We start from the raw sequence: 15,725 nt of genomic DNA, 5'->3' as shown, positions 1-15,725 counted from the left end.
GACCGGTGATGTCGCTGAGCCCCGGCGATCCGGACTCCATCGGCGGCTACACGCTGGTCGACCGGCTCGGTAGCGGCGGCATGGGCGTCGTCTACCTGGGCCACTCGGAATCGGGACGGCGGGTCGCCGTCAAGGTCGTGCACGCGCAGTACGCGCTGGACGAGGAGTTCCGGACGCGCTTCAGGCAGGAGGTCGCGGCTGTCCGCCGGGTGAGCGGGGCGTTCACGGCCCCGGTGGTGGACGCCGATCCCGACGCCGCGCAGCCGTGGATGGCGACCCTGTACGTGCCGGGCCGCACGCTGTCGGACATCGTGACCAAGGACGGCCCGTTGCGCGGACGCGAGTTGCGCGTCCTCGCGCTGGGCCTTGTCGAGGCGCTGCGGGACATCCACCGGGCGGGTGTGGTGCACCGCGACCTGAAGCCGAGCAACGTCCTGATGGCCGACGACGGGCCGCGCGTCATCGACTTCGGCATCTCCCACGCCGTGGACAACGAGGCCCTCACGGTGACCGGGCGGCTGATCGGCACCCCGCCCTTCATGTCCCCGGAGCAGTTCGCCGCGCCGCGTGAGGTCACCGCGGCCTCGGACGTCTTCTCACTCGGGTCGCTCCTGGTGTACGCGTCCACCGGTAACCGTCCGTTCGACGGCAGCAGCCCCTATCTGACGGGCTACCAGGTGATGTACGAGGCACCGCACCTGGACGGAGTCGCCGAACCGCTCCGGAGCGTCGCCGAACGCTGCCTGGACAAGGACCCGGCCGCCCGGCCCGGACTGGCCGAACTGCACGGACTGCTCCGGGGGTTGGGGGACTCGGCCGCACCGGACGCACCGCCGGGAGGGGCCGACGTGGCGGAGACCGACCATGGGGTCTCCGGTACGCCCTCCGGCCCGGGAGAACCGGCCACGGCGCAGGGAACGGGCGGAACGAGGAGGGCGGCCCGCACCGGAAACAGACGCCGAGGGCGGGGCATCGCTGTCGGCCTCGCCGCAGGGGTGGTGGTCGTTGCCGGTCTGAGCATCACGGCCGTGAAAATCGGATCGGACAGGAACGGCGACTCCCAGTCGCCCACTGCCTCTACCTCCGCCTCTACCCCCGCCCCCACCGCTGCCCGCGCGTCCGCGGTGACCCTGCCGCCGAAGCATGTGCCGTGGGACTACCAGATCGGCGGCGCGTACCCCCTGCCGACCGGCGTGCGGGTGGTCAGCCGCAGCTATGAGGACGCGCCCGCGCAGGGTGCGTACAACATCTGCAACATCAACGCCTTCCAGGCGGAGAAGGGCGCGGAGGGCGACTGGAACCCCGACCTGCTGCTGCGCGACGCGAACGGGGACATCGTCTACGACCAGGACTGGGGCGAAGCGGTCCTGGACATCCGTACGGACACCAAGCGGCAGCGCATCGCGGCCGAGCTGGACACCTGGATCGATGAGTGCGCGGCCGGCGGGTACAAGGCCGTCGAACCCGACAACTACGACTCCTTCACCCGCTTCCCGGAGTACCTGACGGCCGACCAGGCCAAGGCGCTCATGAAGCTTCTGGTGGCACACGCCCACGGGGAGGGTCTGGCCGTCGCCCAGAAAAACACCGTCGAACTCCTGCGCGACCGGGCGTCGGTGGGCCTGGACTTCGCCGTGGTGGAGGAGTGCGGCCAGTGGAACGAGTGCGGGGAGTTCGCGGACGCGTTCGACGACAACGTGTTCGTGGTCGAGTACACGGCGAAGGGCATGGCCAAGGCGTGCTCCAGCTGGAGCAACCGGCTGAGCATCGTCCGCCGCGACTCGGAGGTCGAGCCCAAGGGTGCGAGCGACTACCTTCGCGATCCCTGCTGACCTGCGGAAGACAGTCCGGCTCCACAGCGAAAGGGGCGGAGAAGAAGCGGCCGTTCCGCCCCTCGCCCCCACCTCTAGAATCACCCCGTGAACAACCCCGTTTCCCCTGCTGACGCCCTACGCGCCGCCCTCGCCGGTCTCCTCGACGGGCTGCCTCCGAAGGTGGCCGCGCAGGCGGTCGAGCGGCTGATCGCCAACTATCGGGGGCGGACGCCGACCGACGCACCCGTACTGCGGGACCGTTCCGACGTGGCCGCGTATGCCGCGTACCGGATGCCGGCGACCTTCGGGGCGGTGTGCTCGGCGCTGGACGCTTTCGCCGAGGCCGCGCCCGACTGGGCGCCCGGCAGCCATGTTGACGTAGGGGGCGGGACGGGGGCTGCGACCTGGGCGGTGAACGCGGTCTGGAAGGGCGTACGGCCGGTCACTGTCCTCGACTGGGCCGAGCCGGCGCTCGCCCTCGGGCGGGAGCTCGCCGCCGCCAAGCCGGAGCTGAAGGGGGCGGAGTGGCAGCGCTCTCGTATTGGAGCGGCGCTCAGAATCGAGAGCACTGATCTCGTCACGATCTCCTACGTCCTGGGCGAACTGACGGCGACCGACCGCACCTCCGTGGTCGAAGCGGCGGCCGACGCCGCGCAGGCCGTCGTCGTCATCGAACCCGGCACCCCCGACGGCTACCTCCGCGTCATCGAGGCCCGCGACCGACTCGTACAGGCCGGCTTCCACATCGCCGCCCCCTGCCCGCACAGCGCGGCCTGCCCGATCGTCCCCGGTGAGGACTGGTGCCACTTCTCGGCCCGGGTCAGCCGCTCCTCCCTGCACCGCAAGGTGAAGGGCGGCTCCCTGCCGTACGAGGACGAGAAGTTCAGCTACGTCGCCGCGGCCCGCTTCCCGGTGACCCCGGCGCCCGCCCGCATCGTACGCAAGCCCCAGATCCGGAAGGGCCAGGTCCTGCTCGACCTGTGCGAGACGGAGCCTGCGCTGCGCCGGGCCACGGTGACGAAGCGGCATGGGCTGCTTTATCGGGCCGCGCGTGATGCGGACTGGGGGGACGCCTGGCCGCCGGGGGAGGGGAGCGGGAGCTAGTGGCTCGGCTCGGGTCCTAGGTCTTGCGCCTGCCCTTTGCTGTGCGGTCAGTCCGTTGACGTGTCGGCGATCCGGGTGACGAGGAAATCCAGCCGCTCCTCCTGGCCGTCCGGGGGGATTCGGCCGCTGTCGGACAGGACGGCCATGCCGTGCACCGCGCTCCAGGTGACCTCGGCGAACAGTTCGCGTCGTTCGTTGTCCGGGCGGAAGCAGCTGACGAACTCGTCGAAACAGGCCCGTAGCGGGGGCGGTGTCTCGGTGCTCGCGAACTTCAGGTCGGTGGGCAGGACGAACATCGCCTGGTACAGGGCGGGCCGCTCGGTCGCGAACGCCAGATAGGCGCGGCAGACGGCGCGCAGGGCCTGCCCCTGTTCGGGGGCGGTCTGCCGCGCGCGGCGCAGGTGGGCGGCGAGTTCGCCGAAGCCGTCGAGTGCGACGGCGCGCACGATGGCGTCCTTGCCGTTGAAGTGGCTGTACAGCACCGGCTGGCTGTACTCGACGCGTTCGGCCAGCCGCCGTGTGGTCACCGCCTCCCAGCCCTCGGCCTCCGCGAGTTCGCGTGCGGCTGTGACGATCAGTTGATGGCGGTGGGCGCGTTCGCGTTCACGGCGTTCGGTGATGGCGGACATGACCACATTCTAGCAGCGCTAGACATCCTGTCGCGGCTATGTCTATCGTCGACATAACTTCTAGCGCCGCTAGGAAATGCAGCGGGCGCTGTCATCGAGAGGGGAAGCAACCCATGCTCACCAACGTCGCCAACGTGCTCGCCGGACTGGTCGGCGCAGGCATCATCTTCATCGGCGTGCGCGCTCTTTGGGCACCGCAGGCCGCGGTCGACTTCGGCATCCCCGGTACGCCGACCGAGGACCGGAACTTCCAGGCCTGGCTGTCCGTCAAGGGCGTGCGCGACATAGCCTCGGGGCTCTTCGTCTTCATCCTGTTGGTCGGCGCGACACCCCACTTGCTGGGCTGGTTCATGCTGGCCGCCACCGGCATCCCCGTCGGCGACGCGCTGATCGTGCGGCGCAGCAACGGGCCCAGGGCGGCCGTCTACGGCATCCACGGGGCCACCGCCGTGGTGATGCTGGCGATCAGCGTGCTCCTGCTCGTCGCATGACCGCTTGCCTGTCCGGCGGATCCTGCCGGACAGGCAAGCGGTACCGAGGAGGGCTCAGCGCTTCAGCGTGAAGGTGAAGTCGCCGGAGAGCTTGCCGCTCAGTCGTACCGCCGAAACGACGTTGCCCTCCATGACCAGCCTCTCCACCTCGGCTCGCGACAGACCGCAGCCTTCTGCGATCAGTCGGACCGGCCGGACAGGAATCCGCGCCGCGAACCGAACCGATACGTCGATCACCTCACGGTCCCCGCGATCCGGTCCGCCGGTGTCGAGGCGCCAGGCGTTGTCCCAGTCCAGGGCGATGCGATTGCGGCGCCGTACGGCCGGGTCCTGGAGCAACTCGGCTGCCAGGGTGGGGTCGTTGGCGTGCAGTCGGTCCAGTAGCTCGGGGTGTATGGAGCGTACGTTCAGGCGTTCCAGGACCGTGATTTTTGTGGTCTCTCCGCAGGTTGTGCACAGCGCGAGGAGCCAGACGTCCAGGAGCTTGTGGTTGGCGTTGACGCGGAATTTGCCGCTTGTCCGGAAGCTTTCGGACGCGCACGCGTGGCAACGGCGGCGAACGAGCGGCAGGCGGGTGGGCATGACAACCCAGTTTTCGAGCACAGAAGTACACCGGTTTCAGTGTGAGAAGTCCGCAGCAAAAAGCAGCACGGCGCACATGCCTGGATGTGCGACGCGCGACAGATCAGCACTCGGGGGGTCTCACACGGTGTACAACGGGACGTCCTTGCCTAGACGACTCTGGTCAGGCAGCACGGTAATGGCGCACAGCGGCGCCGTTCCACTGGTTTTCGAGCGCCTCGCGGGCGGTGTGGTCGGCGCCGGAGAAGAATCAGGGCCGGTCAGTCACCGTCACCGTTGAAGCCGTCCGACTCCGCATCGGTGCTGTCTTCGCCGTCTTCGCTGACCTCTCGGCCGGAGGCCTCCCGCGCCGCGCGCTCCAGTCGGCTCCGGTAGCTCTCCCACCATGCCCCGTCGCCCGGTGGCATGTTGTCGTTTCCCTGCACATAACCGACAGCCCCGTCGATCAACTCTCGCACGATGTCGGCGTGGCCGGCGTGCCGTTGAGTTTCGGAGATCACGCGCACCAGGATGTGGTGCAGTGTCACCTCTCGGCGTTCCTCCGGCCACCACGGGACGTGACCGGTCGCGTCGAGTGCCAGCGTCGCGATCGTGCGGTTGGAGTGCTCCCACGCTTGGCGATACAGCCCAACGATCTCCTCGCGCGACTCGTCGGCAGCGGCCCACATGTCAGAGTCGGGCTCTGGGTCCTCCGTGTACCACCAGGGCGGCGGCTCCTCGCCGAAGAACGGCCGTCCGAACGTGTCGCCGAAGTACCCCAGTTCCATACTGGCGACATGTTTGACCAACCCCAGAAGGTTCGTGCCCGTGGGGGTCAGCGGGCGGCGGACGTCGTATTCCGAGAGCCCGTCGAGCTTCCACAACAGCGCGTCACGTCCGTCTTGCAGGTAACGGAGGAGGTCCGCTTTCGGATTCGGTTCGATCATGCCGGGCAGTCTTCCACTCGGCACTGACAGCCCAGCACTGACAGCCGGGCTCTACGAAGTCCCCAGCACACATAGGTCTGCTCCAGGCGCCGGAGTACGCGGCGACTCTCGCGCAGGGCGCCGTGAAGCGGGGCGCGATCACGAGCGACCAGGCGGACGAGCGCGTCGCCCTCGTCGCGGAACGGCAGGCCACGCTCGCCCGGACACCCCCGCCGATGGTCTTCGTGGTGCTGGACGAAGGCTGCATCCGTCGGCCCATGGGCGAACCAGCCGTCATGGACGCCCAGTTGGCGCGGCTGGTCAGGTTCGCCGAGCTGCCGAACACCGTCCTCCAGGTCACCCCGTTCGACATGGGAGAACGTAGACCGTTCAACTTGCCGGTCTACAACCTGACTCTGCCGGACCGTTCACTCATGTCCTACGCGGAGTCCGCCCAACGGGGACATCTGGAACGGGAAAGCATGTTCGTGCTGCCCATGCTGACGGCCTACCACCAGCTACAGGCTGAAGCGCTTTCTCAGGCAGCTTCTGTGGCCATGATCGAGCAGCTACGAAAGGGCACCCCGTGACGACCGAATCCCCGCGTTGGTTCACGTCCTCGTACAGCGTCAAGGGCGGCGAGTTCGGCGCCGTCTGACCGACTGGCTCCGTATCCGTAGACACCGCCCAGCGGCGAAAGCTCCGCTGCTTTTTCGATTCCCGGGCCGTGGCCGCAGGGCGGTGTCGTCACGTCGGTCGTGTTCCGCTGTGGGCACCGGCCGTGGGACGGGGCGGCTCGTCGTCCGGTCGGCGTCCTTCCAGCAGGGCCTGGCCGAGCGGGGTCAGCGTGTGCCACACGGTGTTCTTCACCCGCTGGCTGATGATCAGGTTCGCGTCCCGCATGGTCGAGGTGTGTTCGCTCGCCGAGGCGGTCGAGATGCTCAGCCGCCGGGCGAGCTCCCCTCCTGTGGTGCCGTCGGACGCCGCGATCTCCTCCAGGACCGCCGCGCGCGTACGTCCTAAAAGGCGTCCCAGAGCGGCCGGCCGCGGTGTCCCGGAGTCGTCCGTGAGCAGCTGGAGGCTCCGGTTGGCGGGGTACACCAGCACCGGGTTCAGCTCACCGTCCCGGAGCGTGATGGGGCGGCCCCAGCAGAAGTACGAGGGGATCAGGAGCAGTCCCCGGCCGTTCAGGACCAGATCCTGACGTACCGGGTAGTCCACCCTGAGCACCGGCGGCTCCCAGCGGGCCAGCGGATGGATGCTGCCCAGCAGCCGTTCGACGCCGCCGTCCAGGAGGTCGCGCGCCCGCAGGGCCCGTTCGCCCTCGATCACCGTGCGGATGCGGTGCCATGGGCGGCCGAGTACCCGCTGGTGGTAGCGGCGTACGGCGCCGCCGAGCCCGCGCATCGTCTCCGGCTCGCCCTGGGCCAGCCGACGTATCCATGGGGTTGCCTGGCGCCGGGCGGGCAGCAGGGCCAGTTCGCTGCGCAGCCGGGTGCGGTCGACGCTCGTGATGGCGTCGACGGCGGACTCCAGGGTGGACCCCGCGCCCGGCGTCAGGAAGTCGGGCGAGTAGCCACGCGGTGGCGCGAGCCGGCGCAGCAGGGAGATCGACGGGTCGAGCGGGTCGGCGACCGTGGCCCGCCAGGGCCCGAACACGATGTGGTCCGGTGAGCCGCCGAGCGCGTGCAGGCTCAGCAGCGTCTCCCAGGCCGGATCCGGCGCCGGGGCGAGGCGGACCCGCCCCAGATCCTCAGCAGAGAAGTAGATGTTCAGCACAGGCAGAGCCCCCCGAGGCGACTGGTTGTGTGCCGTAAGAGTGCGGCGCGGGTGTGAACAGTTGCACCGTCGCGTTCACAAGGGTCCCGTGGGCCCGGTCTTTCGGCTGAGACCGAAAGTGAATGCGCCGCGAGAGCCCCCCGGACAGCCTGAAGGCGACCGATCGACGTACGGGTAGACGTACGGGTAGGGGGAGACCTGGTGCGCGGATCCGCCGTGCTTTCGCTGATGCCAATGCTGTTGCTCGCGACGCTCACCGCCTGTGGACCGGGTGACGTGACCGAGCCGCCCGAACTCGCCGCACCTGACGCGGCGTTCCCACGGGAGGCGACCACCGGTGAGCTGGTGACGCTGCGCCGGGCCGAGGACATCCTGGAGCGGCGTTGCATGGCCCGCGCCGGGTTCCGTCTGCCGACGGCTCCCGAGCCGGCCCGGACCGGTACCGAGCCGCCACCGATGGCGCTCGTCCTCGGCGACGTGCCGTGGGCCCGCGAGCACGGCTACGGCTCCCGCGTCCGTACTCCCGGGGAGATCGCCCGACTGCGGGCGAACGACCCGGTCGGGGACTACCTGCGCGCGCTGACGCCGCAGCGGCGCGCCGAGGCACTGCGCGCCTGGCAGGGCGGCGGCGTGGACACCGTCGAGGTCACCCTGCCGGGCGGCGCCACGACGGGGCGCAGCACCCGGGGGTGCACCAGCGAGGCTCGCGGAGAGCTGTACGGCGACTTCCGCACCTGGTTCGGCGCGGACGCCGTGGACCGCGGTGTCACGGCGCTGGCCATGAGCCGGGCGCAGACGGACCCCGCGTACACGAAAGCGCTGCGCCGCTGGTCGGACTGTGTGGCCGGGCGCGGGCTGCCCCACGAGTCGCCGGGGGCCCTGCGGGCCGCGCTGGGCGACTCGGCGCCCGCGGCCAAGGAGGTCGAGTACGCCGTCGCGGAGGCGTCCTGTGCGGTGGGCTCCGGCCTGGCGGCGGTCGCGGGGGACGTCGAGGAACGGCATCTCGCCGATGTGCGCGAGCGGTATCGCGCCGATGTGACCAACGCCCGGCGGATGCGGCTCGCCGCACTGCCGAAGGCGGAGCGGATCGTCCGCGACGAAGACCCGTCGCGGCGCAACACCCAGAAGAACAACAGCCAGAAGAACAACACCTAGAAGAACAACACCTAGAAGAGAGGCACGAGATGAGGCAATTCGTACGGAGTGTCCTGGCAACGGCGGCGGTGATCGGGCTGGTCGCCGGAGCGGCACCCGCCATGGCCGCCTCGGACGCGCGACCGTCCGCGGCGGCGGTCGGCGCCCCGACTCCGGTACGGGCCGGCGCCGACCTCAGCGCGCTGGCCGCGGCCGACGGCGCCGACGGCTACCTCTACGCCTACGACCTGCCCAACTTCCAGGGGGCCTGGTGCCGTTGGGACCGCGACGACGAGTGGTGGGGCAATGACTGCGGCAACTTCAACGACCGTGCCACGTCCGTGTGGAACAACGGGTTCCCCGGCCTCTTCAGCGAGGTCGCGCTCCGCCGTGACGTGAACCCCAGCACGAACCAGTCGTCGTTCTGTATCGAGGCGGGCAACTACTACGCCGATCTGTCGCTGGGCTACGAGAGATTCCTCGACGGCGGCTGGGCGGACAACGCGGTCAGCGGACACCGGTGGTTCACCGACGACGCGGACTACATCCACGACCCGCACTACGCCTGCTGACCGGAGGGGGGAATCATGGCCATCACCATCAACCCGCGTGCCACCTGGGGGCAGTACGCCCCCTGGTACCTGCAGCAACACGCCTCCGCTGATCCCGAGGTCAGTAAGAATCCGAAATGGTCCGGCGAGAAGGGCGTGTTCCTGCACTACCTTGGCCCCGGCAGCACCAGCGACCTCCTTACGGAGGAGGACTGCCGCAAGGCGATCGCCGAGGTCTATCTGGAGCACAAGACCGGTGGCGAATTCGAAGGAGACATCGCCTACAACTACCTCGTCTGCCCGCACGGCCACGTCTACGTGGGGCGCGGACAGGAACGCGGAGAGGGAAACGGCGGTGAAGGCGAACCCATCGAGAACATGGGGCGCAACGAGGGCTTCTACTCGATCGTGGGCATGATCCGCTCCGGGGACGTGGCGAGCGAGGCACTGTTGCGCGGGATCAGGGGGCTCATCGACTACCTGCGCCACGACGCCAACCGCAAGACCGGGAACAAAATCCTCCCGCACTCCTTCGGATGGGACACCGACTGCCCCGGCAACCTGCACATGTACGCGCGGCAGGGGTCGACGATCGATCCGTCCGTGCCGTGGCGGGCGGTAGCCGACATCTACGTGTACCGGACGCAGAAGTGGGTGAACGAGACCTACGACACGGCACCCGGATACGTGATCTGCTCCGAAACCGGCTACACCGGCTGGAACACCGTCCTAGCCCTCACCCAGGGACTCCAGCACGAACTCGGCATATCTCCCACCGTCCAGACGTTCGGCCCCGGCACCTTCAGCGCCGTGAAGAACCGTGCGCTGCTGCCGGATTCGGAGCCGAGCCAGAATCTCCTGCGCCTGTACAACGGGGCGTTGTGGTGCAAGGGCTACTGGGCCTCCCCCTTCCTGGTCGGATGGGGCACGGACTCCCAGACGTCCCTTCAGCAGCTCTACGGCGACATGGGCCTGGACTACGGGAACGTCGCGCAGCGCGTGGCCATGTGGCCGCACGTACTGAAATCCCTGCTGCGCATGGACCAGTTCCGCCTCGTGCCCGGCGGCGACCCCCACGTCCGGGCGATCCAGCAGCGGCTCAACTCCCGCTATGTCGCGGGCATCGGCATTCCCGCGATGAGTCTGGTGCCCTGCGACGGGATCTACTCCCGCGATGTCCAGCAGGGGCTCATGATGGCCATCCAGTACGAGATCGGGATCGCCCTGGGCTCGATCAACGGATACTTCGGGCCCGGGACACAGGCCGCCCTCAAGGGAAGGGGATCGGGGGCTCTCACGGGCGACCTGCGGTACCTCTTCCGTGCCGCGTGCTACTTCAACTCACCGACGTACACGGCGAACGGACAGGCGAACTACCTGGCGGCGGACATCGGCACCGATGCCCAGACCGGCACGCACCTGGGCTGGCTCCAGTCCTTCCAGAGGTTCTCGCAGATTCCCGTCACGGGCCACAACGACTACACGACGTGGGCGCAGCTCCTCGTGTCGTCCGGGGACACCTCCCGCGACGCCACCGGCTGCGACTGCATCACGGAGATCACCGCGCAGCGGGGGCAGTTGCTCAAGGCCAACGGCTACTCGATCGTCGGGCGCTATCTGGACGAGCACCTCGCCCCGGGTGACGACGGCTACCTCGGCAAGGCACTCAAGCCGGGCGAGCCGCAGACCATTCTGAACGCCGGGCTGAGGTTCTTCCCGATCTTCCAGTACAACGGCACGGAACTCGGCAACTTCACCTACGACAAGGGTTACGACCAGGGCAAGAAGGCCCACCAGAAGGCCGTGCAGCACGGGATCGGTACCGGCACCTGCATCTACTTCGGGGTCGACTACGACGCGACCGACGAGGAGATCACCAGCCACGTGGTGCCGTACTTCAACGGCGTCAGGGCCGGGCTCGCCGAGCTGGGCGGCCGCTACACGTTCGGCGTCTACGGGTCCCGCAACGTGTGCGTCCGGGTGTCGAAGGACGCCGGGGCCCGCTGGTCGTTCGTCTCCGGGATGTCCTGGGGATTCTCCGGGAACCTCGGCTTCCCGCTGCCGGAGAACTGGTCGTTCAACCAGATCCACGAGTACCAGTTCCAGGCGGGCTGGGGCCTGGACCACAACATCTGGCGCGACGGCGGCGATCCCGGTGTGTCCGCCGTCGGCCAGGGCGAATGAGGAGGAAGCCGATGATCTCCAGACGCGGTCTGCTGCGTGTCGCCGCCGGCACCGGTGTGCTCGCCGTGGTGTCGGGCACGTCGATCACCTCCGCCTCGGCCGTCGAGCCGTCCACCGGGCAGTGGCCCGGCGAGGTGTCCGCCAACGGCTGGCGGATCGACCCCGCCTCCGTCACGGTCCACCACATCCAGGGGTCCGCCGCCTCCCTCGGGCTGCGGCGCGGTGCCGCCGGGGCGGTGCTGCTGCACGTCGCGCGCCGATGGCACTACGAGATCGCCGCGCTCGACACGGGCGAGGGCGGCGGTGTCACCGGCCACACCACGCGGCGCACGGTGGGGGCCGACTTCGAGTCGAACCACCTCTCCGGGACCGCTGTCGCCCTTCACCCCACCGCCTATCCGCTCAACGGAAGCGAGGGACTCTGGCCGTATCAGGAGACGATCGTGCGGGACATCCTCGCGGACTGCGACGGCACGGTCGTCTGGGGCGGTGACCTGACCCCGGTGAAGGTCTCGCACTTCCACATCGCCGCCCGCCCCGGCGACAAGGCCCTGGCCCGTGTCGCGGCCCGGCTGGACCCCGGCCGGTCCGCTGCGCCCCGGGCCCAGACAGCGGGCACGGTCGCCGACCCGGCCGCCCCGTTCCGCAGAACCATGGCACGCCGCCTGCAACGGGCTCAGGGCGACTGAGCTGGGGCTCCCGTCGTCCCCAGGCCCTCACCCTCACCCTTGCCCGACGGCACCCCGGCCCTGTCCATGACCCCCGCCATCTCATCCGGCGGAAGCGCCGGGTTCGCGCCCGCGCAGTAGGCCAGTTCGGGCTCGGTGAGGGCCTCGATCAGGCGGGGGAGTGGCAGGCGGGGGTCCCGGGCTGCCGACTGGCGGGTCCAGGTGTCCGGGTCGTGGCTCAGGCGCTCGATCAGGTCGGGGGTGGCGGCGGGGTCGCGGACGACCAGGTGGCGGTAGATCGGGTCCGGGTGGTCGGCGTAGTGGGCGAGGCCCTCGCGGGGGAAGTTGGGGTGGCCCGTCGCCATCCAGGCGGAGAACGTTCCGCCGAGTTTCGCGTACACGCCCATCAGGACCTCCACCGGGGTGTCCGGGTGGCATACGGCCAGGAGTCTGTGGACCTCGAAGTCCGTGTCCTCGGCCAGCAGTCGCAGGAGATCGGGCGAGAGGTGAGGGCTGCGGGCCGCCGCTCGGCGCAGGAGGGGGTGGGCGGAGGTCACGGCTCTGCGTAGCACGTCCTGGTCGGCTGTTCCGGCGCCCACCCAGTCCACGTCGACCCGCGCCCACGCTTCGACGGTGACGTCGATCGCGGCGCGTCGGGCCTCGGTCAGCTCGGGGCGGAGGGAGACCGCGAGGCGTACGTCGTGGTCGGGGTCGACGGCGAGCCGGTCCACCAGATCGGGTGGCAGGGACGGATTGGCGGCCAGGTCGGCCAAGTGGACGCCCTTGGTGAGCAGTTGCTCCGCTTCCGCGCGGTCGAGGCGCCCCCGGCGCAGGGCCTCGCGGAGGGAAGCGGGGTCGGCGAACAGCGCCGTGGTCAGCTTGGCGTCCTGCGGGCACGCGCACACCTCGGCCCGCCGCCGTACCTCCGGGTCGGGATCGGCGAGCAGCGCCGCGTGCTCGTCCGCCGTCAGCTCGTCCCAGACGCGCAGGGCGGCACGTCGTGCGGCCGGATCGGGATGCCCGGCCAGGGAGGCGAGGAAGGACGGCGCCACGTTGTCCGAGTGCAACACCGATTTGCGTACGGACAGTTCGGGGTCCGCGAGGAGGCGCTCGCACGCGGCGTCCGGCAGCGGACGGACCTTCGTCCGGTGATCGAGGGTCCACTCAGGGCCGATCGCGACAGCGGCCCGTACCTTGGGCGAGGGGTCGTCCACGAGCAGGGCCCGCTGCTCGGGCTCCGCCTGGCCGCTCGTCGCGAACGCGGATCGTACGTGCGCGATCGGGTGGGCGCGGACAGCCGCGATGGCCGACTCGGGCAGCCCCGGCCGGATCATGGCCCGGTGGAGGGATTCGAAGGGTCTGCGGTCGTCCCCGCCCTCGAAGGAGATCAGCCGGAGCAACAGCGGTGTGGGGAGGGCCGGGTTGGCGGCCACTCCGTCCAGCGCGGATGAATAGTAGGCGACCATGTCCCAGCTCCCCCGACCCGTTCCCCTTGGTTCGCGTGCGGCCACCTCGGGCACCCCGTGCGGCGGCTCCACGGCATCCTATTCGGCCTGCTCGGCGTCCAGTTGGTGGTCCGCCCAGACGTACGTCTCGGGGAGCAACTCGCCGATCGGGACCGCTCGGAGGTCGTCCGCCTTGCCGACGATGACCTTGAGCGTCGGGAAGTAGTCCAGAAGCACCTGGCGGCATCGGCCGCACGGCGGGACGACCCCTCGCTCGCGGTCGCCCACCGCGACGATCGTGTCCAGGTCGTACGCGCCCTGGGCCGCCGCCGTGCCGATGACGACCAACTCGGCGCAGGGGCCGCCGGTGAAGTGGTAGGCGTTCACCGCCGTGATGATCCGGCCGTCCCGGGCGCGGGCCGCTGCCGCCATGGTGTGGTTGTCGCCCCGGCAGCGTGTGCGGGCGATGTGGGCCGCCGCCTCGATGAGTTCGTGGTCCACGGGGTGGTGGGTGGTCATCTTTTCCGCGTCTCCTCTTCCTTCACTACAGCAGCTTCCTTCTCCTTGGCCACGGCAGCCGACGACACGAGTGTTGCCGCCGCCAGGCTGCCCCACAGAGCCGTCGCCCCGTGCGGTGCCAGAGCCGTGATCACCGCCGGGGACACCGCCAGGCCGAACCCCGTGGAGAGTTCGAACCGGGCGAGGGTACGACCCATGACCTGGGCCGGAGCCATGGCTGTGACGAGCGCGGTCGCGCTGCCCGCGTAGATGATCTCGCCGATCGTGCAGAACACGGAAACGACGGCGACCGCCGGAGCCGCCCAGCCGTGCCCCAGCGAGGTCGCCGCGAGGAAGCCGACGTACGACACCGCGAGCACCACACCGGAGGCTGCCAGCACCGTCCGACGGGAGTATCGGGACAGCAGCACGGTGACCGGGACCTGAAGGGTGACCACCAGCACCGTGTTGGCGACGAAGATGGCCGCCGACCACATCGGGGAGGCGTGCAACTGCGTCACCAGCACCAACGGCAGCGCGATCTCAGGGACGTTGAGGCAGAAGACGTACACCACGTTGATGAACGGATGACGTTGCGCATCGACATCAGCGGGATCGGCGGACCGCCGTCCGAGCGACTGCGGTTCGCGGCCTCCTCGCTGGCCGAACTGACAGCGATGCTCCACGTGCTCGCCGAACCCGGACACCATCCGCAGCTCGCCGGATGGGCCGGGGACGTCTGGGCCGGGCTGCGGCCCGAGCTGGCCGAGCGGCTGCGGGAGGCGGACTTTCTCTGGCGTTCCTCGCAGGCCGACTTCCTGATCCCCGCCCGGCCCCGGTCGACCCTCGCCGAGGAACTGGACGACGTGGACCGGATCGACGACGAGAGGTATGTGACCGCCGCGCTCGTCACCACGTGCGGCAGCAGCCGGGTCCACTTCGGTGCGCCGTCACCGCTCAGCGACAGGGCCGCGCGCGAGTGGGCCCTGGACCTCGCCCAGGCTCGTGGCGCGCGCCAGGAGGCCTTCGCGGAACGGCTCCTCGCGGACCCGGCCGCAGTACGGGCCGGGGTGCGCGACACCCTCGAACAGTGCGCCGACGCGTTCTTCGACGCCGCCTGGACGGACGTCGCGGTACGCCTCGCCACTGATCTGCGCCTGAAGAACGACCTGCTGAAACGCCAGGGCGTCGGGGCCGCACTCGACTCGGTCTCCGGCGCCGTCGCCCTCGCCCCCGACGGCGACTGCATCGTCGTGGACAAGCTCCAGGACAAGGCGACCGCCGCCCACGGAGCCGGGGTCACCTTCATCCCCAGCGTCTTCGGCCGCCCCCACCTGGTCGCGGTCCACGCGCCCGGCTGGCATCCGGTGGTGCAGTACCCGGTGGCCGAGCCGAGCCCGTCGGCGGAGCCGGTACCGCTGGAAACGGTCACCCTCCGGCTGGAGGCGCTCGCCCATCCCGTACGGCTACGGCTGCTGCGCACCCTGGCCTGCGGCCCGCACACCACCGGCGAGCTGGCCCGAGTCTGGGACCTCACGCCGCCGGAGGTCTCCCGCCACCTCGCCGTCCTGCGCCGCGCGGGCCTGCTCACGGCCCGGCGGCACGGCCGCTACGTCCGGCACACCGTCAACCTGCCCGACCTGACGGCACTGGGAACCGACCTGCTGGCGGCCGTGCTGCGCTGAGAGGCTTCCCTACTTGTCCTGCGCCTCCTCCTGGTCCTGTGCCTCCTCCTCGGCCCGCTTCTCCTGCAGCTTCCGCACCAGCTCCCGTTTCTGGGCCTGCGGGTCCGTGCCGCCGCCCACCTGCTTGCCCCGGCCGCCGCCCCGCAGGGCGTTCTTGCCCAGGTTGCTGCGGGTGCCGCCGACTCCGAGCATGTTTCCGCCGCCTCGTGCCATCGCACATCTCCTTCTGCCGTAGATAAATGACGATACGTATCGT

General features: G+C 69.9%; 16 protein-coding genes and 1 pseudogene. 9 read left to right on the top strand and 8 right to left on the bottom strand.

All coding sequences use genetic code 11. The annotated features are described in order from the left end of the window. Window positions 1-8: 8 nt before the first annotated feature. Window positions 9-1,832 (top strand): endo alpha-1,4 polygalactosaminidase, encoded by a 1,824-nt coding sequence (locus ACFYXF_RS17010; RefSeq protein ID WP_389350336.1) that lies wholly within the window; start codon window positions 9-11, stop codon window positions 1,830-1,832. An 87-nt stretch (window positions 1,833-1,919) separates the two neighbouring features. Next, window positions 1,920-2,918 (top strand): small ribosomal subunit Rsm22 family protein, encoded by a 999-nt coding sequence (locus ACFYXF_RS17005; RefSeq protein WP_389350335.1) that lies wholly within the window; start codon window positions 1,920-1,922, stop codon window positions 2,916-2,918. Between the two features lie 47 nt (window positions 2,919-2,965). On the opposite strand, the gene ACFYXF_RS17000 is transcribed toward ACFYXF_RS17005, so the two are convergent. Further along, complete coding sequence (locus ACFYXF_RS17000; RefSeq protein ID WP_389350334.1) at window positions 2,966-3,547, bottom strand: TetR/AcrR family transcriptional regulator; 582 nt, start codon at window positions 3,545-3,547, stop codon at window positions 2,966-2,968. 113 nt (window positions 3,548-3,660) lie between these two features. Here ACFYXF_RS17000 and ACFYXF_RS16995 point away from each other — a divergent pair, with 113 nt between their 5' ends. Continuing rightward, on the top strand, window positions 3,661-4,038 hold the full coding sequence (locus tag ACFYXF_RS16995) for a DUF4267 domain-containing protein (protein WP_389350333.1): 378 nt from the start codon (window positions 3,661-3,663) through the stop codon (window positions 4,036-4,038). A 54-nt stretch (window positions 4,039-4,092) separates the two neighbouring features. Here the strand turns inward: ACFYXF_RS16995 and ACFYXF_RS16990 are convergent, their stop codons facing one another. Together ACFYXF_RS16990 and ACFYXF_RS16985 are read right to left on the bottom strand one after the other, a co-directional pair. Continuing rightward, window positions 4,093-4,620 (bottom strand): DUF1062 domain-containing protein, encoded by a 528-nt coding sequence (locus tag ACFYXF_RS16990; protein ID WP_389350332.1) that lies wholly within the window; start codon window positions 4,618-4,620, stop codon window positions 4,093-4,095. A gap of 260 nt (window positions 4,621-4,880) precedes the next feature. Further along, window positions 4,881-5,546, bottom strand: coding sequence for a DinB family protein (locus ACFYXF_RS16985; RefSeq protein ID WP_389350331.1), 666 nt, complete (start codon window positions 5,544-5,546; stop codon window positions 4,881-4,883). Window positions 5,547-5,668: 122 nt separating this feature from the next. Between ACFYXF_RS16985 and ACFYXF_RS16980 the strand changes: the two genes are divergently transcribed. Continuing rightward, the gene (locus ACFYXF_RS16980) at window positions 5,669-6,115 is read left to right on the top strand and encodes a Scr1 family TA system antitoxin-like transcriptional regulator (RefSeq protein WP_389350330.1); all 447 of its coding nucleotides are present in this window, start codon (window positions 5,669-5,671) and stop codon (window positions 6,113-6,115) included. A 157-nt stretch (window positions 6,116-6,272) separates the two neighbouring features. Here the strand turns inward: ACFYXF_RS16980 and ACFYXF_RS16975 are convergent, their stop codons facing one another. After that, entirely contained in the window at window positions 6,273-7,304 is a 1,032-nt protein-coding gene (locus ACFYXF_RS16975; RefSeq protein ID WP_389350329.1) for an ArsR/SmtB family transcription factor, read from the bottom strand. Between the two features lie 234 nt (window positions 7,305-7,538). Here ACFYXF_RS16975 and ACFYXF_RS16970 point away from each other — a divergent pair, with 234 nt between their 5' ends. The 4 genes from ACFYXF_RS16970 to ACFYXF_RS16955 are packed head-to-tail and all read left to right on the top strand — an operon-like array spanning window position 7,539 to window position 11,862. Continuing rightward, window positions 7,539-8,459: a hypothetical protein gene (locus ACFYXF_RS16970; protein WP_389350328.1), complete on the top strand. Its 921-nt coding sequence runs from the start codon at window positions 7,539-7,541 to the stop codon at window positions 8,457-8,459. 29 nt (window positions 8,460-8,488) lie between these two features. After that, on the top strand, window positions 8,489-9,010 hold the full coding sequence (locus tag ACFYXF_RS16965; protein WP_389350327.1) for a hypothetical protein: 522 nt from the start codon (window positions 8,489-8,491) through the stop codon (window positions 9,008-9,010). 15 nt (window positions 9,011-9,025) lie between these two features. Further along, window positions 9,026-11,173 carry a glycoside hydrolase domain-containing protein gene (locus tag ACFYXF_RS16960; RefSeq protein ID WP_389350326.1) on the top strand — a complete coding sequence of 716 codons (2,148 nt, stop codon included), beginning with the start codon at window positions 9,026-9,028 and terminating at the stop codon, window positions 11,171-11,173. An 11-nt stretch (window positions 11,174-11,184) separates the two neighbouring features. After that, window positions 11,185-11,862: a hypothetical protein gene (locus tag ACFYXF_RS16955; RefSeq protein WP_389350325.1), complete on the top strand. Its 678-nt coding sequence runs from the start codon at window positions 11,185-11,187 to the stop codon at window positions 11,860-11,862. Here ACFYXF_RS16955 and ACFYXF_RS16950 read toward each other — a convergent pair. The 3 genes and pseudogenes from ACFYXF_RS16950 to ACFYXF_RS16940 all read right to left on the bottom strand — a co-directional run. Continuing rightward, window positions 11,850-13,307, bottom strand: a complete 1,458-nt coding sequence (locus ACFYXF_RS16950) for a Mucin-2 (protein WP_389350324.1) — start codon at window positions 13,305-13,307, stop codon at window positions 11,850-11,852. The two genes, ACFYXF_RS16955 and ACFYXF_RS16950, sit on opposite strands and share 13 nt — an antisense overlap. A gap of 78 nt (window positions 13,308-13,385) precedes the next feature. Beyond that, on the bottom strand, window positions 13,386-13,805 hold the full coding sequence (locus ACFYXF_RS16945) for a cytidine deaminase (RefSeq protein WP_389350323.1): 420 nt from the start codon (window positions 13,803-13,805) through the stop codon (window positions 13,386-13,388). Beyond that, window positions 13,802-14,362: pseudogene (locus ACFYXF_RS16940) on the bottom strand (MFS transporter); the annotation flags it as partial. The pseudogene ACFYXF_RS16940 and the gene ACFYXF_RS16945, both read right to left, overlap by 4 nt. Before the next feature lie 9 nt (window positions 14,363-14,371). On the opposite strand from ACFYXF_RS16940, the gene ACFYXF_RS16935 reads away from it, so the two are divergent. Further along, on the top strand, window positions 14,372-15,469 hold the full coding sequence (locus ACFYXF_RS16935) for a DUF5937 family protein (protein ID WP_389350322.1): 1,098 nt from the start codon (window positions 14,372-14,374) through the stop codon (window positions 15,467-15,469). Window positions 15,470-15,478: 9 nt separating this feature from the next. Here ACFYXF_RS16935 and ACFYXF_RS16930 read toward each other — a convergent pair whose 3' ends face one another. Next, window positions 15,479-15,682, bottom strand: coding sequence for a DUF6243 family protein (locus ACFYXF_RS16930; protein ID WP_389350321.1), 204 nt, complete (start codon window positions 15,680-15,682; stop codon window positions 15,479-15,481). Between the last annotated feature and the right edge of the window lie 43 nt (window positions 15,683-15,725).

The sequence above is a fragment of the Streptomyces sp. NPDC002680 genome (genome assembly GCF_042889145.1).
GTDB classification, from domain to species: domain Bacteria; phylum Actinomycetota; class Actinomycetes; order Streptomycetales; family Streptomycetaceae; genus Streptomyces; species Streptomyces adonidis.
The sequence above is the reverse complement of the archived record's forward strand: the minus strand, read 5'-3'. Positions and strand labels throughout refer to the sequence as shown.